17 protein-coding genes are annotated in these 21,404 nt (G+C 64.2%); 12 read left to right on the top strand and 5 right to left on the bottom strand.

The genetic code is table 11. The annotated features are described in order from the left end of the window. Positions 1-2 precede the first annotated feature (2 nt). The 6 genes from KIT02_RS12300 (at position 3) to KIT02_RS12275 (ending at position 7,153) form a co-directional block, all read left to right on the top strand. Entirely contained in the window at positions 3-668 is a 666-nt protein-coding gene (locus tag KIT02_RS12300) for a ferritin-like domain-containing protein (RefSeq protein ID WP_297578103.1), read from the top strand. Between the two features lie 251 nt (positions 669-919). After that, entirely contained in the window at positions 920-2,734 is a 1,815-nt protein-coding gene (typA, locus tag KIT02_RS12295) for a translational GTPase TypA (protein WP_297578101.1), read from the top strand. Between the two features lie 179 nt (positions 2,735-2,913). After that, positions 2,914-3,522, top strand: a complete 609-nt coding sequence (locus KIT02_RS12290; RefSeq protein ID WP_297578099.1) for a DedA family protein — start codon at positions 2,914-2,916, stop codon at positions 3,520-3,522. A 289-nt stretch (positions 3,523-3,811) separates the two neighbouring features. Then, entirely contained in the window at positions 3,812-4,114 is a 303-nt protein-coding gene (locus KIT02_RS12285) for a YggT family protein (RefSeq protein WP_297578097.1), read from the top strand. A 210-nt stretch (positions 4,115-4,324) separates the two neighbouring features. Next, positions 4,325-6,439, top strand: a complete 2,115-nt coding sequence (locus tag KIT02_RS12280) for a sodium-translocating pyrophosphatase (RefSeq protein WP_297578095.1) — start codon at positions 4,325-4,327, stop codon at positions 6,437-6,439. Positions 6,440-6,595: 156 nt separating this feature from the next. Further along, positions 6,596-7,153 carry a dihydrofolate reductase family protein gene (locus KIT02_RS12275; protein ID WP_297578093.1) on the top strand — a complete coding sequence of 186 codons (558 nt, stop codon included), beginning with the start codon at positions 6,596-6,598 and terminating at the stop codon, positions 7,151-7,153. 234 nt (positions 7,154-7,387) lie between these two features. Here the strand turns inward: KIT02_RS12275 and KIT02_RS12270 are convergent, their stop codons facing one another. Further along, a complete protein-coding gene (locus KIT02_RS12270) occupies positions 7,388-8,329 on the bottom strand; it encodes a DUF3445 domain-containing protein (RefSeq protein ID WP_297578092.1) in 942 nt (313 codons plus the stop codon). A 198-nt stretch (positions 8,330-8,527) separates the two neighbouring features. On the opposite strand from KIT02_RS12270, the gene KIT02_RS12265 reads away from it, so the two are divergent. Further along, positions 8,528-9,325, top strand: coding sequence for an ion transporter (locus KIT02_RS12265; protein WP_297578090.1), 798 nt, complete (start codon positions 8,528-8,530; stop codon positions 9,323-9,325). A 2-nt stretch (positions 9,326-9,327) separates the two neighbouring features. On the opposite strand, the gene KIT02_RS12260 is transcribed toward KIT02_RS12265, so the two are convergent. Together KIT02_RS12260 and ppa are read right to left on the bottom strand one after the other, a co-directional pair. Next, positions 9,328-10,704, bottom strand: coding sequence for a serine hydrolase (locus KIT02_RS12260; protein ID WP_297578088.1), 1,377 nt, complete (start codon positions 10,702-10,704; stop codon positions 9,328-9,330). A 60-nt stretch (positions 10,705-10,764) separates the two neighbouring features. Next, entirely contained in the window at positions 10,765-11,298 is a 534-nt protein-coding gene (gene ppa, locus KIT02_RS12255) for an inorganic diphosphatase (protein ID WP_297578086.1), read from the bottom strand. 175 nt (positions 11,299-11,473) lie between these two features. Here ppa and KIT02_RS12250 point away from each other — a divergent pair, with 175 nt between their 5' ends. Beyond that, positions 11,474-12,055: a hypothetical protein gene (locus tag KIT02_RS12250; protein WP_297578085.1), complete on the top strand. Its 582-nt coding sequence runs from the start codon at positions 11,474-11,476 to the stop codon at positions 12,053-12,055. Here the strand turns inward: KIT02_RS12250 and KIT02_RS12245 are convergent. After that, positions 12,049-12,561 (bottom strand): TerB family tellurite resistance protein, encoded by a 513-nt coding sequence (locus tag KIT02_RS12245; protein ID WP_297578083.1) that lies wholly within the window; start codon positions 12,559-12,561, stop codon positions 12,049-12,051. The genes KIT02_RS12250 and KIT02_RS12245 overlap by 7 nt on opposite strands. A gap of 161 nt (positions 12,562-12,722) precedes the next feature. On the opposite strand from KIT02_RS12245, the gene KIT02_RS12240 reads away from it, so the two are divergent. Genes KIT02_RS12240 through KIT02_RS12230 form a run of 3 tightly spaced genes read left to right on the top strand, consistent with a single transcriptional unit; the run spans position 12,723 to position 18,524 of the window. Further along, positions 12,723-13,526 carry a hypothetical protein gene (locus tag KIT02_RS12240; protein WP_297578081.1) on the top strand — a complete coding sequence of 268 codons (804 nt, stop codon included), beginning with the start codon at positions 12,723-12,725 and terminating at the stop codon, positions 13,524-13,526. Then, a complete protein-coding gene (locus KIT02_RS12235) occupies positions 13,414-15,084 on the top strand; it encodes a DNA polymerase Y family protein (protein ID WP_297578080.1) in 1,671 nt (556 codons plus the stop codon). Before KIT02_RS12240 ends, KIT02_RS12235 begins: the two co-directional genes overlap by 113 nt. Then, complete coding sequence (locus KIT02_RS12230) at positions 15,081-18,524, top strand: error-prone DNA polymerase (protein ID WP_297578078.1); 3,444 nt, start codon at positions 15,081-15,083, stop codon at positions 18,522-18,524. The genes KIT02_RS12235 and KIT02_RS12230 overlap by 4 nt, the downstream gene beginning before the upstream one ends. A gap of 3 nt (positions 18,525-18,527) precedes the next feature. On the opposite strand, the gene KIT02_RS12225 is transcribed toward KIT02_RS12230, so the two are convergent. Then, entirely contained in the window at positions 18,528-18,818 is a 291-nt protein-coding gene (locus KIT02_RS12225; RefSeq protein ID WP_297578076.1) for a 4a-hydroxytetrahydrobiopterin dehydratase, read from the bottom strand. 195 nt (positions 18,819-19,013) lie between these two features. Here KIT02_RS12225 and KIT02_RS12220 point away from each other — a divergent pair, with 195 nt between their 5' ends. Further along, positions 19,014-21,317 (top strand): EAL domain-containing protein, encoded by a 2,304-nt coding sequence (locus KIT02_RS12220; protein ID WP_297578075.1) that lies wholly within the window; start codon positions 19,014-19,016, stop codon positions 21,315-21,317. Positions 21,318-21,404: the final 87 nt, after the last annotated feature.

Below are 21,404 nucleotides of genomic sequence, written 5' to 3'. Positions count from 1 at the left end.
CCATGACCAACCCTAATCAGACCAATCTGCTCTCCGGCCTCGATCCGGAGCTGACCGAACGCATGTCCGTCGACCGCCGCGCCTTTTTCAAGCGCAGCGTCGCCACGCTCGGCGCCCTGGCCAGCGCCCCCATGGTCCTGGCCGTCACCGCCCAGCAGGCCTTCGGGCAATCCCTGCCGGCCGAGATCAAGGACGTGCTCAATTACGCCCTGACCCTCGAGCATATCGAGGATTTCTTCTATCGTTCGGGCCTTGAGGCCGATGGTCTCATTCCGCATGAATACGAAGCCATCTTCAAGCATATCGGCCTGCATGAAGCCCAGCATGTCGCCCTGCTCGAAAGTGTCCTGGGTGCCGATGCCGTGGCCCGGCCGCAGATCGATGCCACCGCCGGTGGCCAATATGCGGACGTGCTCACCAATTTCGACACCTATCTCACCCTCAGCCAGACCTTCGAGGACCTGGGTGTCGCCGCCTATAAGGGCCAGGCCGGCAACCTGATCGGCAATGACGACCTGCTCCAGACGGCGCTGCAGATCCATTCGGTCGAGGCGCGTCATGCTGCCGTGGTCCGCAAGATCGGTGGCAAGAAGCCATGGGATGGCGCCTATGACGAGCCCATGAGCAAGGAAGAGGTCCTGGCCGCGGCTCAGCCCTTCCTGGCCTGACCGGACCCGAACCTTGCCAAGACCCGTCGCGCTCAGCCCGAGCGCGGCGGGTTTTGCATGGCGTCTGCATCCCTGTCCTGCGCTGGCCACCCTTGTGAAACCGGCCCCCTTGCTATATGAGCCGGGCAAACTGCCGGACCGCTCCCCGTTATGGCGCTGGCATATCCATACCATATGGTCCGTATCTGGCCGCCCAACGAGAGCACTCCCGTGGGCAGGTTTGGCGGATCATGCCAACAAGGCTCCGCTCAATGTCCCTGCGCAATATCGCCATCATCGCCCACGTTGACCATGGCAAGACCACCCTGATCGACGTGCTGCTCAAGCAGTCCGGCTCCTTCCGCGAAAACGAGCGCGTCGAAGAACGCGCCATGGACAGCAATGATATCGAGCGCGAGCGCGGCATCACCATTCTCGCCAAGGTGACCTCGCTGATGTGGAAGGATACCCGCATCAATATCGTGGACACGCCCGGCCACGCCGATTTCGGCGGTGAAGTCGAGCGTATCCTGTCCATGGTCGATGGCGTGGTGATCCTGGTGGACGCCGCCGAAGGCCCGATGCCGCAGACCAAGTTCGTGCTCGGCAAGGCGCTGGCCCAGGGCCTCCGGCCGATCGTTGCCATCAACAAGATCGACAAGTCCGACGAGCGGCACCTGGAAGTGCTGGACGAAGTGTTCGACCTGTTCGTGGCTCTCGACGCCACCTCCGAACAGCTCGATTTCCCGGTGCTCTACGGTTCGGCCAAGCAGGGCTGGATGGCCGAAGATCCGTCCGGCCCCAAGGAAACGCTGGCGCCGCTGCTCGACAAGGTCGTCGAGCACGTGCCCGAACCGGAAGTGGAAGAAGGCGCCTTCCGCATGCTGGTCACCACCATCGAGCGCAATCCGTTCCTGGGCCGCATCCTGACCGGCCGCATTGCCTCCGGCACCGTCAAGGCCGGCGATCCGATCCACACCCTCAACCGGGGTGGCAAGGAAGTCGAAAAGGGCCGTGTCTCCAAGGTCCTGGCCTTCCGCGGTCTCGAGCGTGCGCCGATCGAAGTGGGCGAAGCCGGTGACATCGTCGCTATTGCCGGGCTCGAAACCTCGACCGTGGCCGATACGATCTGCGCCACGGCCGTCACCACCCCGATCACCGCCAAGCCGATCGACCCGCCGACCCTGTCGGTCACCTTCCGCATCAATGACGGCCCGCTGGCCGGCCGCGAAGGCGACAAGGTGCAGTCCCGCGTCATCCGCGACCGGCTGATGCGCGAAGCCGAGGGCAATGTCGCCATCCGCGTCACCCCGGGCGAGGACAATGACAGTTTCGACGTTGCCGGCCGCGGTGAATTGCAGCTGGCCGTCCTCATCGAGAACATGCGCCGCGAAGGGTTCGAATTGACCATCGGCCGCCCCAAGGTGCTGTTCAAGGAAGAGAACGGCACCCGCATGGAGCCGGTCGAAGAGGTCATCATCGACGTCGACGACGAATTTACCGGCACTGTGGTGCAGAAGCTGACCGAGCGCAAAGGCGAGTTGACCGATATGCGCCCCTCCGGCGTCGGCCGCACCCGCATCAAGCTTTTGGTGCCCACCCGCGCGCTGATCGGCTACCAGCCGGAATTGCTGAGCGACACCCGCGGCACCGCCATCTTCAACCGCCTGTTCCACTCCTTCGTGCCCTATAAGGGCGATCTGCCCGGCCGCCGCACCGGGGTCCTGATCTCCAACGGCACCGGCCAGTCTGTGGCTTATGCGCTGTGGAACCTCGAAGATCGCGGCGCCATGCTGATCGATGCCGGCGTCGACATCTATGAAGGCATGATCATTGGCGAGCACAATCGGGAGAACGATCTCGAGGTCAACGCCCTCAAGGGCAAGCAGCTCACCAATATCCGCACCACCTCCAAGGACGAAGCGGTGCGCCTGACCACGCCCAAGAAGCTGACCCTGGAACAGTCCCTGGGCTATATCGCCGAAGACGAATATGTCGAGGTGACCCCCAAGTCGATCCGCCTGCGCAAGATCTGGCTCGACCCCAATGACCGCAAGCGCATGAGCCGCGCCGCCAAGTCGGCCTGAGGTCTCTGCGGAGGTTTGGTGGATGTCGCCCCACCCCCTCCCAACCTCCCCCTTCAAGGGGGAGGTGTCGCTCCACTCAGGGGCACAACCGAGCCAAATTCACCGAACGGTACCTCCCCCTTGAAGGGGGAGGCTAGGAGGGGGTGACGGGAGCCCCGATCTCGAGGAGGCCACCCCCCATGACCGACTGGATCATCCAGACCATTTCCGATCTCGGCTATGTCGGCATCTTCCTCGTCATGCTGGCGGAATCGATCTTTCCGCCCATCCCGTCCGAACTCATCATTCCCTTTGCCGGCTTTGCCGCCGCCAATGGCGATCTCAACCTGTTCGGCGTCTTGGCCACCGCGACCTTCGGGGCGGTGGTGGGCATGTTGCCCTGGTATTTTGCCGGGCGGCTGTTCGGGCTCGGGCGGGTCAAGTGGCTGGCCGACCGCTACGGGCGCCTGCTCACCATGAATGCCGACGAGATCGATGTGGCGGTGGGCTTCTTCCGGCGTTTTGGCCCGCTCATCGTGCTGTTCGGGCGGCTCATGCCGATCATCCGCACCCTGATCTCGATCCCGGCCGGCCTCGCCCGGATGCCGCTGCCGCTGTTCCTCCTCGCCTCCACCGCCGGGGCGCTGATCTGGAACACGTTTCTGACCCTGGCCGGCTATATCCTGCACGAGCATTACGAGATGATCGAGGTGGTGCTCGATCCGCTGAGCTATGCCGTCCTGGCGCTGGTGGTGCTGGTCTATCTCTTCCGCGTCGTCACCTGGAAACCGGCCGAGCGCCCGCAATAGTCCCTCGCATTCTGCAAGGGTGTTGCATTCTGCATGGCGGGGTGGTGCCGCAATCTGCAAATGTTCATAAGCACTTCATCTTTGCCCCCGGTTTTCCGGGTGGGGGTAATTGGCACGCTTTGTGCAATCAGTCTGCTGCCCGGATGAAGAGTTTCGCGTACCGGGCAGTCAGTCATGTGGGGCCCTGTATCGCGTAATCTGATGCAGGGCCCCGCGACCTTTGGGGCTGCCCTTGCCCGACACCCCCATTGCCACTAGATAAATCGGACCCATTCATCCGGAGACGCACATGCGCGCCGTTCTCGACATCATCCTGATCCTGCTGCAGCTCTATTGGTGGGTCCTGCTCATCATGATCATCATGAGCTGGCTGATCTCGTTCAATGTCATCAATACGCGCAACCAGTTCGTTGCCGCTGTCTGGCGCGTCATCAACCAGCTGACCGAGCCGGTCCTCAATCCGATCCGGCGGTTCATGCCCAATTTCTCCGGGCTCGACCTGTCGCCGCTGATCGCGTTCCTCCTGATCTTCTTCATCCAGTCGATCATCGGCTATTATATCTACCCGGCTGTCGTGCGCGCCGGCATCTAGCGGCCGGGCCCCTCGACCCCGCCTCCCGGACAGGTCCTGCCGCGCCCAACCAAGGCGCGACATTTCATCGCAATGGCCATTGCTTAAGCCATTAATCCCGTTAATCTCTCCGCCTGGAGGGGGCCCGATGGAGGGCGGGAATTGGACCGGGCGCAAGACCCGGCCGGTGCCGGCGCGGGCCCTCGGAGGAAAACGTTCGAGGGACTTTCAATGGATCTGGCACTTTGGCTGATCGTTGCGTGCGGCGGCCTGTCTATCGTTTATGGCGTGGTGACCACTCAGGGCCTGCTCAAGGCCGATGCGGGTTCGGCCCGCATGCAGGAGATTTCGGCGGCGGTGCGCGAAGGCGCATCGGCCTATCTCAAGCGGCAATATACCACCATCGCCATTGTCGGCGTCGTCATCCTGATCGCGGCCTGGCTGCTGCTCGGGCCCTATGCCGCCATCGGCTTTCTGATCGGCGCGGTGCTTTCGGGTGCCGCCGGCTTCATCGGCATGAATGTGTCGGTACGGGCCAATGTGCGCGTGGCGCAGGCGGCCGTCGGCTCGCTGGCCCGGGGCCTGGACCTGGCGTTCAAGTCCGGCGCGGTCACCGGCATGCTGGTGGCGGGGCTGGGCCTGTTGGGCGTGACGCTCTATTTCATGATCCTGACCGGCATGGGCTTTGAGGCCACGAGCCGCACCGTCATCGACGCGCTGGTGGCGCTGAGCTTCGGCGCTTCGCTGATTTCCATCTTCGCGCGTCTGGGCGGCGGCATCTTCACCAAGGGTGCCGACGTTGGCGGCGACATGGTGGGCAAAGTCGAAGCCGGCATTCCCGAGGACGATCCGCGCAATCCGGCCACCATTGCCGACAATGTGGGCGACAATGTCGGCGACTGCGCCGGCATGGCGGCGGACCTGTTCGAAACCTATGTGGTGACCATCGTCGCCACCATGGTGCTGGCGGCCATCATCCTGCCCGATGCCTACAAGCTCGTCGGCATGGTGCTGCCCCTGGCCATTGGCGGGGCCTGCGTCGTGACCTCGATCATCGGCACCTATTTCGTCAAGCTCGGGTCCGACAACAACATCATGGGCGCGCTCTATAAGGGCGTCATCGCCTCGGGCGTGCTGTCGCTGGTGGCGCTGCTTCCGGTGCTGTGGCTGATGTTCGGCGACATGAACGTGGCCATCGAAACCGCCGCCAAGACCTTCACGCCCTGGAGCCTCTTCTGGTGCGGGGTCGTGGGTCTGGTGATCACCGGGCTCATCATCGTCATCACCGAATATTACACCGGCACCGACCGGCGCCCGGTCAATTCCATCGCCGAGGCTTCGGTCACCGGCCACGGCACCAATGTCATCCAGGGCCTTGCCGTGTCGCTGGAATCGACGGCGCTGCCGGCGCTGACCATCATTGCCGGCATCATCGTCACCTATTCGCTGGCGGGCCTGTTCGGCATCGCCGTGGCGGTGGCCACCATGCTGGCCCTGGCCGGCATCATCGTGGCGCTCGATGCCTTCGGCCCGGTCACGGATAACGCTGGCGGTATCGCTGAAATGGCCGGGCTCGACAAGGAAGTGCGCCAGAATACCGACGCACTCGATGCCGTGGGCAATACCACCAAGGCCGTCACCAAGGGCTATGCCATCGGTTCGGCGGGCCTCGGCGCGCTGGTGCTGTTCGCGGCCTATACCGAGGATCTGAAGCACTATTTCACCGATCTCACGGTCAATTTCGACCTCGCCAATCCCTATGTCGTGGTTGGCCTGTTGTTCGGTGGTCTATTGCCCTTCCTCTTCGGCGGCATGAGCATGACCGCGGTGGGCCGCGCCGCCCAGTCGGTGGTGGTGGAAGTCCGCCGCCAGTTCAAGGAAAAGCCGGGCATCATGGCCGGCACCGACAAGCCCGATTACGGCCGGGCCGTCGACATGCTGACCCGCTCGGCGATCAAGGAAATGATCGTTCCGTCCTTGCTGCCCGTGCTCAGCCCCATCGTGGTCTATTTCGCTATCCTTTGGATTGCGGGCCAGGCCAATGCCTTCTCGGCCCTGGGCGCCATGCTCATGGGCGTCATCGTCACCGGTCTTTTCGTCGCCATCTCGATGACGGCGGGCGGCGGCGCCTGGGACAATGCCAAGAAGAGCTTTGAGGACGGCTTTACCGACAGCCATGGCGTGAAGCACCTCAAGGGTTCCGACGCCCACAAGGCCTCGGTTACCGGCGACACCGTCGGCGACCCCTACAAGGACACGGCGGGCCCCGCCGTCAATCCGATGATCAAGATCACCAATATCGTCGCCCTGCTGCTGCTTGCGGTGCTGGCCAACCTGGGGATGTGAGGCATTCGCCTCAACTGCATTTTGAAGTGGCCCGGGGCGAATGCTCCGGGCCTTTTTTGCCCCACAAAAGAAAAATGTCGAACCCCAAACGCCTCCCTCGTCGCCTCAGCGAAACGGGCGGTAAGGTGCCGCCCGGAACCAGGGGGAAATAAGCAAATGCGGAAAGTTACTGCCGGTCTTTTTCATTCGGTCGATGGCGTGGTCGAGGCGCCGGATCAGTTTCAGTTCGACAGTTTCGACGACAAGCTGGGGGAATTGCTCACCGGTGTCGAAGAGCGCGTCGATACCGTGCTTATGGGCCGGGTCGGCTGGTCGGAATGGGCGGGGTACTGGCCCAATGCCCAGCAGGACCTCGATTTTGCCGGCTTCATCAATGGCGTCCCCAAGCATGTCGCGTCGAACACGCTCACGTCCGCCGATATGGCAAACTGGTCCAATTCCACCCTGATCGAGGGCGATCTGATCGACTATGTGCGGGCGCTCAAGGCGCAGAAGGGTGGCGAAATCGCCGCCATGGGCGGCATCTCGCTGGTGCGCCAATTGCTGTTTGCCGGGCTCATGGACGAGCTCTCGCTCATCACCCATCCGGTGGTTGCGGGCGAAGGCCGTCACCTGTTCGAGCCGGGCGACGCCAGGACGCGGCTCGACCTCATCCGCTGCGATGTGACGCCCAAGGGCAATGTTGTGCAGGTTTACGCCAAGAAGGCGGAGTAGGGGCACCCCCACCCGGCCTCCCCAAGCCGCCATGTCACCCCCGCGAAATCGGGGGCCTCTGTTGCGGCACGAAACCAGAGGTTCCCGCTTCCGCGGGAATGACCCGGTGAGGGGTGGGGTGTCGCGCAGGCAAACCCCCACCCGGCCTCCCCTGAAGGAGGGGAGGAGCCGCTTCGCGTTCTTCGCTGTCTTTGAGCACACCGGATAGGTCCCTCCCCTTGTTTCAAGGGAAGGTTAGGTGGGGGAGTTGGGGGCTCCGGCCATCTCCCCCAGCCGCGTAAGCAGGCGCGCCTTTTCCTGGCTTAGCCCCTTGTAGTCGAGCTGTTCGGGTGTCAGCGCCGCGATCTGGTCCATCAGCGATGCCGCAATTTTCGCCCCGTCGGCATGGGCCTCCAGCTTCTCGATCGGGTCGATGGAAATGCGGATGGTGAAGGCGATGGCCCCGGTTTCCGGCAGTTTGCGCAGGGTCTGCCGCTCGACCCGCAGAAAGACCGGGTCGGCCCGTTGGCCGCTGCCGAATCGTGGCGCGTCCGGCCCGGCGCTGTCGGGGTGAAACAGCCGGTCGTCGCCATAGAGCGAAAAATTCCAGCGGATCATCGGCGTTTCGGGGCGCATGGCGTCGAACATGCGGGCCATGATTTCGGCCTGCCGCGTGCCGGGGCCGAAGCCGGGCACGGGGGTGTGGATGGCGTCGAGCCTCTGGCCGATCTTGTCCGCGAGCCGCCAGGACGAGGGAAAGCAGAGGCTCGCGGCCACCAGGTGCCAGCCCTGGTCCTGCCGCTGCAGCAACATGAGATCGTCCTGCACCAGCCGTGCCGCTATGGCGAGCGGGCTTGCCCCGTCGTCCAGCGCCACGGTCGCGCCGGTTGGCACCACATGCATCGCCGGGCCCTGGCGCTGCCAGCGTTCGGGAAAGCGGGCCGGCAGGTAGCCGGCCAGCAGGGCGAGCAGTTCGGCCTGAGCGGCACTGCTGCCGGGCAATTGCGCAAAGACCGCCCGCTCCTGGTCCCGGAACAGGCGGTGCTTTTCGCGCAGCTGGTCGGCCATGGCCTGGTCGGGCTCGAGCCAGTCCGCCGGGTCGAGAGGCCTCGTGCCGATGCGAAACAGGGGAGCGGAGCCATCATAGGGGGTGGGCAGCATGGTGCGATTTTCCGGCAGGATCGGCAGGGTTTCCATCCTCTTTGGCGCTGCCCAGAGCATGTCTCCCGAAAGTGGGCACCGGTTTCGGGATGAAGACATGCGCGAAAACAACGCGCTTCAGTGCAGACCGCCAGCGGCATAGAGGCGCGGCCGGGCCGGTTTGGCAAGGGCGGTCTTGACTATGCTGCGGGGATGGCTTCTGCCTCATTCATCCGCGAAGGGAGCGTTCGGGCCATGCGCCAGAGACTGAAAGAGCCTTTGACCTCGAAGACCTGGGAACAGGCAATCGTTGCCATCATCGTGGTCAATTCCATCATTCTGGGGCTCGAAACCGATGCCGGCATCATGGCGGCCTGGGGCCCGGTGCTGCACGCGCTCGATGCGGTGATCCTCGCCATCTTCGTCATCGAGATCGCCCTGCGCATCTATGCCTTCGGTCCGGCCTTCTTCCGCGACCCGTGGAGCCTGTTCGATTTTGCCGTGGTGACCATCGCCCTGGTGCCGGCCAGCGGTCCGTTCCAGGTCCTGCGGGCGCTCCGTATCCTGAGGGCCCTGCGGCTGGTTTCGGTGCTGCCCTCGCTGCGCCGCGTGGTCGGCGGACTGATCGCCGCGCTGCCGGGCATGAGCTCGATCGTCGTGCTCATGGCCATGCTGTTCTATGTGGCGGCGGTCATGGCCACAAATCTGTTCGGCACCAGTTTTCCGGACTGGTTCGGCTCGCTCGGGGCCTCGCTCTATACGCTCTTCCAGGTGATGACGCTGGAAAGCTGGTCCATGGGCATCGTGCGCCCGGTCATGGAGGCCTATCCACTGGCCTGGGCCTTCTTCGTGCCCTTCATCCTGCTCTCGACCTATGCGGTGCTGAACCTCTTCATCGGTGTCATCGTCTCGGCCATGCAGGAAGAGACCGAGGCGACGGCGGTCGCCGATCGTCAGGCCCTGCATGAGGACAGCGCCACCATAATCAGCGAATTGCGGGCCCTGCGCGCCGAGGTCACCGCCCTGCGGCGCGAGCAGAAGGGCGGCGAATAGACCTATTCGACCCGCAGGGCCGGAGTGTCGCGTCCGTTCTGGTGCAGCGTCAGGGCGCTGGCCTTGCCGTCTTCCACGGTAAAAGTAATCTGGGCATTGACCACCCGGTAGAAGAATTTGGTTTCGCTCTCGGCAAAGATCTCAAAGCGCTCCTGGCCGGTCATCTGGGCAAAGAGCCGGCCGTCCTCGGTGCTGATGGTCAGCACCAAACCCGGCGCCACCAGATAGTCCCCGGCGAGGCCCGGCAGCACCGACGTGTCGATCTCGACGGCGTCACGCGGTTGGGGCTGGTCGGCCAGCGGCAAAGCCGGGTCGAGCAAGTGTGTGCCGATATCCTCGATGCCCGATGGGGTCACCATATTGGACAGTACCACCACGCCCTTGCCGCTATTGCGCTCGAAGCCGGCAAAGCTGCGGAAGCCGGCGGTGATGCCATTGTGCCAGACGATCTCGCCGGCGCCGGTCTGGGTGACGAACCAGCCAAGCCCGATGGTCGCCTCGCCGCCGGCCGGTCGGGTGCGGGCCAGCATGATGTCGAAGGCGCCCGACAAATCACTCTCACTGGCGCCGCTGGCGGCGGCAATGAATTTTGCCATGTCGCTGGTGGTGGTGACGAGGCCCCCCACCGCGGCAAAGGCGTCAAAATCCCAATGCGGCACTGCCTCGCCCGCCCCGTCATGCCCGGTGGCCATGTCGGGAAGGGTGGTGCCGGTCAGGGCCAGATGGGTTTCGGTCATGTCGAGCGGCGTCAGGATGCGGTCCTGCAATAGGCTCGGATAGTCGGCGCCGCTCACATGTTCGATTGCCTGGGCCAGCAGCGCCGTTCCCAGGTTGGAATAGGCAAAGTTTTCGCCCACCGGGCCGATGAGGTCGATATCCGCCATGGCCGCCATCAGCGCCTCGCGGCCATAGCCGGAATAGGGATTGTCGAGCCCGGCACTGCCCATGTCGGGGGGAATGGGCGGCAGGCCGGCCGAATGGGTGGCTAGGTCAAAGGCGGTGATCGGGCGCTCGGCATCGCCGGGCACGCTGGTGCCTTGGGGCAAATAGTCGGTGATCGGCGCGTCGAGGTCGATCAGCCCCTCCTCGACCAATTGGGCCAGAAGCAGGTTGGTGAAGACCTTGCTGATCGAGCCGGCCTCGAACAGGGTATGTTCATCGACCCGGCGCGCATCGTCCCGGCCCCATTGACCATGGGCGGCATAGCGTACTTCGCCATTTTCGATCACGGCCACGGCAATGCCGATATTGGCCTTGTCGCGGTCGATGCGGTCGGCCAGGATCTGGGTGATGTCGGTCGTGTTGGGCATGGCCGCCTCCTGCGCCAGGGCTGGCATCACACTGAGGGCGGAAAAGGCGAGGGCGGCAAGCGTTTTCATTGGGCAGATCTCCGGCATAGTCCAAAAGGTACAATGCCGGAGACCGGGATCGGTCGCAGCCTATTTGGCAGACTTGGCCATTTCGATGGATTCGAGGATGACCTTGCGCGCATCGGCCAGGTCGCCGATGCGGTCGATCTTGGCCCATTTGCCGGGCTCGAGATCCTTGTAGTGGGTGAAGAAGTGCTTGACGCGCTCGAGCTGGATTTCCGGCAGGTCGCCGATATCCTGGATGCCGTCATACATGCGGGTGAGCTTGCTGACCGGCACGGCGATGATCTTTTCGTCCTGGCCGCCATCATCTTCCATGAACAGGACGCCGACCGGCCGGCTGCGCACCACGGCGCCGGGCACCAGGGGGCGCGAATTCATCACGATGACGTCGAGCGGATCGCCGTCGCCGCACAGGGTATGGGGCACGAAGCCGTAATTGCCCGGATAGCGCATGGGCGTATAGAGGAAGCGGTCAACGAAGAGCGCGCCGCTCTCCTTGTCGATCTCGTACTTGATCGGCTCGCCACCCAGGGGCACTTCGATGATGACGTTGAGCTCGTCGGGCGGATTCTTGCCGGTGGGGATTGCGTCGATGTTCATGTCTAGCCTTTAGCAGCCGTTCGCGGGGGAGGGACGGAACGGGGTCAGCTTCTGCCCAGTTTGGCCTTTGATGGCAAGCGGCAAAACCGACAGGTGGTGCAACCTGGGGGGGGCAATGACTTGTTTTGCCCGTTTTGGCATGTCCAGATGCAGGTGTGGAGAAAAGGAGACCCCGATGCCGGCCAATGCGATGCGAAAGGTGAACAGTCTGCTAACCGCAACGACCCTGATGCTGTTTGCCGGCTCTGGCGTGGCGCTGGGCCAGTCGGGCTTTACCAGCGCCTATACCGATCTCAATCTCAATGACTGCCTGGTGCTCGATGCCGATGATTTCGGGGCCAGCTGGGCCTGTCCGGGCTACAAGGGTTATCCCCTCATGGTGCAGGAAGGCGATTTGCGCTTTTCATTGAGTTACGGCTTCAATGTCGACAAAAACAGCGCGGGATTTCAAACACTTCCGCCGTTCAATCGGCTGGGCGAGAAACTCGAATGGCGCCTGTCCAACGCCTCGGGGCGCTGGCTGCCGATTGCCACCATCGTGCGCTATTACACGGCCGATCCGGAAACCGGGGAGGACAAGGGGCAGGTGCTGGTGGTGAGCCAGATCGCCGATGGCAATAGCTGCCACATCGCCTATATCGATGCCCGGGCCAATCGCAACGCCAATGAGCTGGCCCAGCAAGCCGCTGATAAGGCTGGAGATTTTGACTGCCTGAGCGACGAGGTCGAGATCGTGGGGGCCTTTGAGGCCTATTGATCCTCGGCCTCGGCGGCCTTGCCGCGGACCTGGTTGCGCAGGATGGTGCGATCGCGGCTGGACACCCCAATGAGCTCGGCGATGCGCCAGACCATGTTGTCCTCGAGCTCGTGATTCTTGCGATCGGCAAAGACCACGGTCCACATCATGCGGATGATCTCGACCCGGTCATCCATCTCCAGCCGGGTCAAGCCACTGGTAAATTTGTAGAAATCGACCGCGTCGGCATCCTGCTGGGCGGCATCGCGGATGAGTTTGTCCACGGCCGGCTCGTCTAGGTCATAATGATCCATCAGCGCGCCGCGAATGGCGCGACGTTCGTCTTCGCCCATGGATCCATCTACTGCGGCCAGATGCACCAGCAGCGCCGCCACGGCCAGTTTGGGGTCGGACAGGTCGGCCGGCGTTTCGGTTTTGCCGAACAGGCGGGTCAGGGCCTCGAACATCAGGTCTGCCTTGAATGGGTAGAGGGTGAAGTGTGTGGTGCCCGGGAGCAGGCGGTCCACCCTTAGCCATCTGGGCGCGCGGCTCAATGGCGGTTCGGGCCGATCGCGCGGTCTTGTTCGGCTCTGATGCGCTCGCGCCACAGCAAATGCGCAAAAGGGACTCGACTCCGGTTGGATTCGGAGTCAATGTGTTCCTGTTTTGTTCACATATCGGTCGTCCCATGCAGACCCCGGATCACCCCCAGCGCCTTGCCGCGCTGCGCACTGTCATTGCCGATATCGAGCGCAAGCCGGCGCTGGCCGAGGCGCGTGCGCGGGTGACTGCCGGGGATAATGACTTTCCGGTTCTGGGCGGCGGGCTGGTCCAGGAAGTGTTTGCCGATGATCCGCGCGACGGCGGGGCGAGCCTCGGGTTTGCCCTGGCCCAGGCCCGGAGCCTGGTGGCGGCGCGCCGGCCGGCGATCTTTTATCTGCAGCTGGGCGAGGAGGCGCAAAAGCTCGCCATGCCCTATGGCCCGGGCCTGTCCTGGTTCGGGGTCGATCCGGCCCAATTGGTCATCATCCGCGTTGCCGACATGACGGAATTTCTCTGGGCGGCGGAGGAGGTGCTGTCCTGCCGGGCCGTGGCGGGGCTGGTCGCCGATGTGCGCGGGGAGCCCAGGCTGCTCAATTTCACCGCCAGCCGCCGCCTGAGCCTGCGGGCCGCCAGCAGCGATGTGTCGCTGTTCCTGCTGCGCTACGGGCATGGCCGCGTCAGCAGTGCCGGGCATCTGCGCTGGCATGTGCGGCCGGAACGCAGCGGGCGCGCTCCCTACGACGAGCGGGCGCCGGGGGCGGCGCGCTGGCGCCTGCATCTCGAAAAGGGACGCATTGCCGGAAATCGCACCGAATGGGTCTTGGAATGGACGAAAAATGGTTTTGCAGTCATCCCCCAGTCCGCGCCTTCTCGCCGCCAGCACGCCGGCGCGCCGCTTCCTGGTGCTGTCCCTGCCATTCTGGGCCACAGACTATCTCAAGCGGGTTGATCCGGCGCTTCGGGACAAGCCGCTGGGGCTTTTCGGGCCCGTCAAGGGCGGGCTGCGGATGGCCGCGCTCGATCCTGAACTGACCCGGGATGGGCTGCGCCTGGGGCAGAACCTGGCCGATGCGCGGGCCATCCGGCCGGACATGGTGGCCAAGGAACTGGACCGCCCCCTCCTGAGCGCGGCGTTCGACGCCTTTGCCGACTGGCACTCCAATGCCAGCCCGCTGGTTTCGGTCCTGCGTGAGGTGAGCCCGTTCGGCGATCTGGTGCTCGACATTACCGGGGTGGATCATCTGTTCGGCGGGGAGGCGGCCATGCTGGGGCATCTGCTCACCCGCCTGCGCAGGCTGGGCTATCGGGTCCGCGGGGCCATAGCGCCCACCATCGGGGCCGCCTGGGCCGTCAGCCATTATGCCCGCAGCCAGGTCGTCACTGCCGAAAACCTGGAACAGGTGCTGGACGCCCTGCCGGTGCATGGGCTGAGACTGACGGAAAAACAGGCAGCCGATCTCGGCCAGATGGGCCTGGCGCAGATCGGCCAGGTGCGATTGCGGCCCCGCAAGCCGTTGCAGGCCCGGTTCGGCGCCCTGCTCCTGACCCGGCTGGACCAGGCATTCGGCCTGGTTGCCGAAAGACTGGTGCCGCGCCTGCCGGTGGGCGAGCATGGGGTGGAGCGGCGGCTGGCCGAGCCGATCGCGCGTCTGGACGATGTTCTGGGGCTGACCGCCAATCTCGCCGATGACCTGTCGGCGCTGCTCGAGGGGGAGGGCCTGGGCGCGCAGGCCTTTCACCTCTTTCTCTACCGGGTCGACCACAAGGTGATGACGCTGTCGCTCAATGCCGCGCGGCTAACGCGCGATGCGCGCCATATCACCGATCTGTTCCGGCATCGCGCCCAGCGTCTCGAGGGCGACTATGATGCCGGTTTCGGCATCGACATGGTGCGGCTCATGGCCTCCGGCACCGAACGGCTCGATGCGGTGCAGGCCGGGGCCTTTGCCGCCGAAAGCGGGCTGGAAGACGTTGATCGGCTCAATGACCGGCTGTCGAGCCGCCTCGGGGTGGCCGCGGTGCTCAAAAGCGAAATGGTCGCTTCCCGCCTGCCCGAGCGGGCGGTGCGGCTGGTGCCGGTGCTGGGCGCCGCGATCGCGCCGGTTCAGGCGCCGCTGCTGCGGCGCCCGCTGCGTCTCCTGCCCGTTCCCGAACCGATCGCGGTCATGGCCGAAGTGCCCGATGGCCTGCCGGCCTCGATGCTCTGGCGGCAACAGACCTATCGTCTCGTCAGGGGCGAGGGCCCCGAACGTCTGGGCGCGGAATGGTGGCGCACCGGGCAACGGCTGAAGTTGGTCGAGCCTCCCGCGCCGAAAGAACCGGCACCCGGCGAAACGCCCAAACCGCCGCCCCATGTGCCGGACCTGCCCCTCTTCGAGCCGGATGCTGCAACCCGGGACTATTATGTGGTGGAAGATCAGGACGGGCGGCGCTTCTGGGTGTTCCGGCAGGGCTTTTACACCGGCCCGACGCGTCCGGCCTGGTATCTGCACGGGTTTTTCCCATGACCACGGGCCCGATCGCGGCTGGTGCCGGCTCAACGGGGGCGCCGCCCTATGCCGAACTTGTCACCACCACGAATTTTTCCTTCCTGCGCGGCGGCTCGCATCCCGAGGAACTGGTTGCCCATGCCATGGCCATGGGCATGACCGGGCTGGGCGTATGCGACCGCAACTCCTTTGCCGGCGTGGTCCGGGGCTATGTCACGGCGCGGGACCATCGGGATGACCATCCCGATTTCCGCTACCTTGTCGGGGTCCGGCTGTGCTTTGCCGATGGCACGCCCGATATCGTGGCCTATCCATCCGACCGGGTCGCCTATGGCCGGCTCTGCAAGCTCCTGACCATCGGCAACACCCGCGGCGAAAAGGGCAATCCGAGACTGTTCTTCAGCGATCTCTTCGGCACCAGCGCGCCGGTTTCAGCCGAGGAGCAGGGGCCGATCGAAGACTTTTCGCAAGGCCAGCTCTTCATCCTCATGCCGGACGAACAGGATTGGGGCCTGACGGAAGGGACGCTGGACCGTCTCGGCCGGCAGGCGCCCGGGCGCGTCTGGGTGGCCGGCGTGCCGCATTTCGATGGCGGCGACCGGGCCCGGCTCAACCGCATTGCCGCGCTGGCCCGCCGGCATGGCGCCGCCATGATCGCCAGCAATGATACCCGCTACCATCGGGCCGACCGCAGCATCGTGCTCGACGTGGTCACCTGCATTCGCGAACACGTGACGCTGGACGGTGCCGGGTTCCGGCTTGCCGCCAATGCCGAACGCGGTCTCAAGACGCCGGGGGAAATGAGCCGGCTTTTTGCCGATCACCCCGAGGCCATTGCCCAGACGCAGGTGTTGATCAGCCGGATCGGGTTTTCGCTCGACCAGTTGCGCTACAATTATCCCGAGGAAACCGTGGGCAATGGCGAAACCGCGCAGCAGACCCTGGAACGGCTGACCTGGCAGGGTGCGGCGCGGCGCTATCCCCAAGGGGTCAGCGATGCCGTCAAGCGCAGCCTGTGGACCGAGCTTTGCCTCATCGCCTACAAGGGCTATGCCGCCTATTTCCTGACCGTGCACGATATCGTCGTCTATGCCAGGGAAGACCGCAAGATCCTGTGTCAGGGGCGCGGCTCGGCCGCCAATTCAGCGGTCTGTTTTTGCCTCGGGATCACCGAGGTCAATCCGGCGCAGGCCCGGCTGGTCTTCGGCCGGTTCATTTCCACCGAGCGCGACGAGCCACCCGATATCGACGTCGACTTCGAGCATGAGCGGCGCGAGGAGGTGATGCAATATGTCTATCGCAAATATGGCGGGCGCCGGACCGGGCTGACCGCCAATGTCGTCACCTACCGCTCCAAGGGCGCGATAAGGGAAACGGCCAAGGCCTTTGGCGTATCGGATGATATCGTCGCCGCCTTCAATCAGTTGCACTGGGGCTGGGGCAGCCGGATCGACCTGGCTGACCTCAAGGGTATCGGGCTCAATCCGGATGATCCGGTGCTGGCGCAGATGTTCGAGGTGGTCAAGGTGCTGCGCGGCTTTCCGCGCCATCTCAGCCAGCATGTCGGCGGCTTCGTCATCACCCGGGATTCGCTCGAAAGCCTGGTTCCCATCGGCCAATCGGCCATGGACAGCCGGGCCATCATCGAGTGGAACAAGGACGATATCGACGCCCTGGGCATCCTCAAGGTCGATATCCTGGCCCTGGGCATGCTGACCTGCCTGCGCCGCGCCTTCGACCTGCTGCATGTCCATTATGACCGGCGCCACACCCTGACCGACCTGCTTGCCGAAGAGGTGGGGCAGGGTCCGATGGACAAGGGACGGGTCTATGCCATGATCCAGCGGGCCGATACGCTGGGCGTGTTCCAGATCGAAAGCCGGGCGCAGATGACCATGCTGCCGCGGCTGAAACCCAGGGAATTCTACGACCTCATCGTGGAAGTGGCCATCGTGCGGCCCGGCCCGATCCAGGGCAATATGGTCCATCCCTATCTGCGCCGCCGGCAGGGACTGGAAAAGGTGGACTATCCCAGCCCGGCCCTGAGGGATGTGCTGGAACGCACCTTGGGCGTGCCGCTGTTTCAGGAACAGGCCATGCAGATCGCCATTGTCGGGGCCGGGTTTTCGCCGGGCAAGGCGGACCAGTTGCGCCGGGCCATGGCCGCCTGGCGGCGTACCGGCAGGATCGCCCAGTTCGGCGACGAGTTCATCGCCGGCATGATCGGCAATGGCTATACGCTCGATTTCGCCAAGCAGAGTTTCGCCCAGATCCAGGGCTTTGCCGAATATGGCTTTCCGGAAAGTCATGCGGCCAGCTTCGCGCTGCTGGTCTATGTGTCCTGCTGGTTCAAGTGCCACTATCCGGATGTGTTTGCCTGCGCCCTGCTCAATTCCCAGCCCATGGGGTTCTACGCTCCCAGCCAGATCGTGCGCGATGCGCGCGAACACGGGGTCCTGGTGCTGGAAGCGGACGTCAACCGCTCCGATCTCGAATGCGTGCTCGAGGCTGATGCGGGGCGCCGGGTTGCCGATCATATCTGGCCGCGCCATGCCGAAATGGCGGGTGACATTCTCTCGAACCGGGCTATCCGGCTGGGCCTCAGCTTTGTCGAAGGCCTGGCCGAGGCCGATATCAACCGCATCGTGGCCCGGCGCGGTTCAGGCTATCGGTCGGTTCGCGATCTCTGGCTGCGCACCGGCGTTCCCATTGCCAGCCTCGAAAAACTGGCGCGGGCCGATGCCTTTGCTTCCATGGGCCTCAATCGCCGGGAGGCGCTTTGGGCAGTCAAGGGACTGGTGGGCACCCACGGCGCGGAAACCCTGCCATTGTTTGCGGCGCGTTCCCCTGAGGCCGATACGCATCCCGAGAGCCCCGCCGGTCTGCCGCTGATGGGGCCGGGCGAGGAGGTCATCCACGACTATTCGACGCTCTCGCTGTCGCTCAAGGGCCATCCAGTGGAATTTCTCAGGCCCATGTTGATGGCGCGCGGCACGACGCGGGCGGAAAATCTCGTGACCGTGCCCCAGGATGTCATCGTGGAGGTGGCCGGCCTGGTCCTGGTCCGGCAGCGCCCCGGCACCGCCAGCGGGGTGATCTTCGTAACGCTCGAAGACGAAACGGGGGTTGCGAACCTGGTGGTCTGGCCCAGCCTCTTCGATGGCGATGACCGCCTGCGCAAAATCCTGCTGTCCAGCCGCATGCTGGCGGTGCGGGGCAAGGTGCAGTCGGGGCAGGGGGTCATCCATGTCATCGCCCAGGATATGGAGGATCTGACCCCGCACCTGCTCGACCTGTCGCATGGCAAGGATATCGGCGATCACCTGCTGGCGCGGGCCGATGAGGGCAAGTCGGGGCCGCCGCATAGCGATAGCCGCAATCGCGACGCGGTTCGTGAAATCGAAATGGCCCGTCGCCGCGCCTATGCGGCGCTGCCCGGCGGGCGGAATTTCCATTGAGCGTCAGCCGGCCAGGGCGTCGATCTTGCCGGCCATGGCGATATCCTTCTCGCTCAACCCGCCGACATCGTGGGTAGAAAGCGTGATGGTCACCTTGTCATAGACATTGGACCATTCCGGATGGTGGCCGGTCTTTTCCGCCAGAAGCGCCACGCGGGTCATGAAGGCAAAGGCATGCGAGAAATCCGCAAAGCCGAACTTGCGGACAATGGCGTCTTTGTCCGGCTGATAGGACCAGGCCGGCAGCGATGCCAGAGCTGCCTCGCGCGCCGATGCCGATAGTTTTTCGACCATTTTCATTCTCCTGTGCCGTCCCCAGCACAACGCATCAATACCCGCAAGGATACACAGCCCGATCACATTTTCTTCCCGGGCGGCAGGAATTAACCTCGGATTCATTGATCGCGCGGAAAGCCGCGATGAAAACGTTATCGGCAAGGCCTTATTAAGAGCCTTCGGGCGGAATGGTGCCGCAACAGGAACCACGCCGTGCTGACCTCGGCCAAGAAAACCATGCCCGCCCTGGACTATGTGTCCATCATCCGCTCCGTCTATGGTGACCGGCGGGCGATGCTGGCTGGCGCCTTTGCCAGCGCGCTTTCGGCGGCGCTGACGGCCTACCGGTCGCAATCGCTGGCGCTTTATGCCATCGCCGTGGCCTTTGTCGTCCTCGGCATCATCCGCTATTTCAACATGCGCGCCTTCTGGCGGGCAGGCATCGGCCAGACCGATGCCCATACCGCGCGCAACTGGGAAGACCGGGCTGTCTGGACGGGTTCGGCGCTGGCCCTGGCCTATGGCCTGTGGTGCCTGTTCGCCATGACCCTGGTGGACGATCCCTTTGCCGAACTGGCCAGCATTTCTCTTTCCATCGCGGTCATGGTGGGCATCTGTGCCCGCAATTTCGGGCTTGACCGGCTGGTGACGCTGCAGATGCTGGGGGTGATCGTGCCCATGGGGCTCGGTTTCTTCCTCAGCGGCGATCCCTACCATGCCGTGCTGGCCGTCCTGCTGCTTGTCATGCTGGCCAGTTTCCGCAAGCTCGCGGGTGATATCAGGTCCATCCTGCTCAGCGCCGTGCATGGACGGGTGGAGGCCTCGCGCCTGGCCGCCGAACTCGACCTGGCCATTACCACGCTCGAGCACGGGCTGTGCATGCTCGACGAAAACGGTACCGTGACCCTGGCCAATGAGCGCGCCGTTCGGACCATGGCGCTGATCAATATTCACGCCCTGATCGGCAAACCGTTCGACGCCGTGCTGAGCGATCTGGCTGCCACCGGGCGCATCCCCCAGACTGCCATCGACCGGCTGGGCACCATGGTTGGCGAAAACCAGTCCGGCAAGGTGCTCCTCGCCCTTGGCCCAGGCCTCTATTACGAGGTCACGGTCAGCGCCCGCGGCACCCGCATCGTTCTCTTGTTCGAAGATATCAGCGAGCGCGTAAAGGCCGAGGAGCGGATCAGCTTCATGGCCCGGCACGACACGCTGACCGGTCTGCCCAACCGCAACTATTTTGGTGAGCTGGCGCTGGACGAGCTGGCCGAGCGCGCCAGCCGGGCGCAGCCCTCGCTGCTGATGATCATCGATATCGACGAGTTCAAGCACGTCAACGACAGCTATGGGCATGTCGTCGGCGACGAATTGCTGCGCCAGGTGGCGACGCGCCTGCAAAACGCCCTGCCGGCCAATGCCGTGCTGGCCCGCCTGGGTGGCGACGAATTCGTGGCCCTGATCGGCCAGGGGCAGGAAGCCGATACCTTCATGGCCAGCGCCGATATGGTGCAGGCCGCCTTTGCCGACCCGTTCCTGCTCAAGGGCATCACGCTGCCGGTCCGGGTCAGCACCGGCATTGTCGTGTCGGCCCTGACAACCGATACGCTCGAAGACCTGATGACCAAGGCCGACCTGGCGCTCTATGCCGCCAAGGGCGACGGCAAGGCCCGCAACGAGGTCTTCCATGCCCAGATGGACATCGACTACCACTATCGCCAGCGGCTCAAGGCCGACCTGACCGACGCCGTGGCCCAGGGGCAGATCAGCCTGGCCTTCCAGCCGCTCGTGGACATCCGCACCCGCAAGGTGGTGAGCTGCGAGGCTCTGGCACGCTGGACGCATCCCGATCTCGGACCGATCTCGCCGGCGACCTTCATTCCGCTGGCCGAAGAAATGGGCATGGTGTCCGACATCACGGCCTGGGTGGTCCGCAATGCGGTGCGCGAATGCAGTCAATGGACGGGCGACGTCGGCGTCGGCATCAATGTATCGGCCCGTGACTTCCGCGGGCTCGACCTGTCGCGCCTGATCAATGCGGCGCTGGATGAGTTCGATCTGCCCCCGCAACGGCTGGAAATCGAAGTGACCGAAACGGCCGTCATCGAAGAGCCGCAACTGGCCAAGCGCGTGCTGGGCGGGCTGAACCATCAGGGTATTTCCATTGCCCTGGACGATTTCGGCACCGGCTATTCCTCACTGAGCTATCTCAATGACCTGCCGTTCAACAAGCTCAAGATCGATCGCTCCTTCGTCATCGATGTCGGCAGCCAGGCCAAGGCCCTGCGCCTGCTCGCCAGCGTCGCCCGGCTGGGCCGCGATCTCGATCTGACCGTGGTGGCTGAGGGTGTCGAAACCGAGGAACAGCTCCAGGTCATGCTCGAACACACCCATGTCCAGCAGGTCCAGGGCTACCTGTTCAGCCGTCCGCTGCCGGCCCGCGACATTGCCGAGTTGATCGCCAGGCTCAATGCTCCGCTTCCGCGCCAGCGCCTGGCGAGAAAGTACAGTCATAGTTAATCCACTATAAACCATTGTCCTGATTTGCGTTTTGCCCGTCCGGGTCATCCGCGCCCGTCTCACCATGGGAATTTTCCCAATGCGGGA

Origin of the sequence: Devosia sp., from assembly GCF_025809055.1 — a bacterium.
GTDB lineage: Bacteria > Pseudomonadota > Alphaproteobacteria > Rhizobiales > Devosiaceae > Devosia.
Note: the sequence above shows the minus strand (reverse complement) of the source record. Positions and strands in the feature narration are given on the sequence as shown.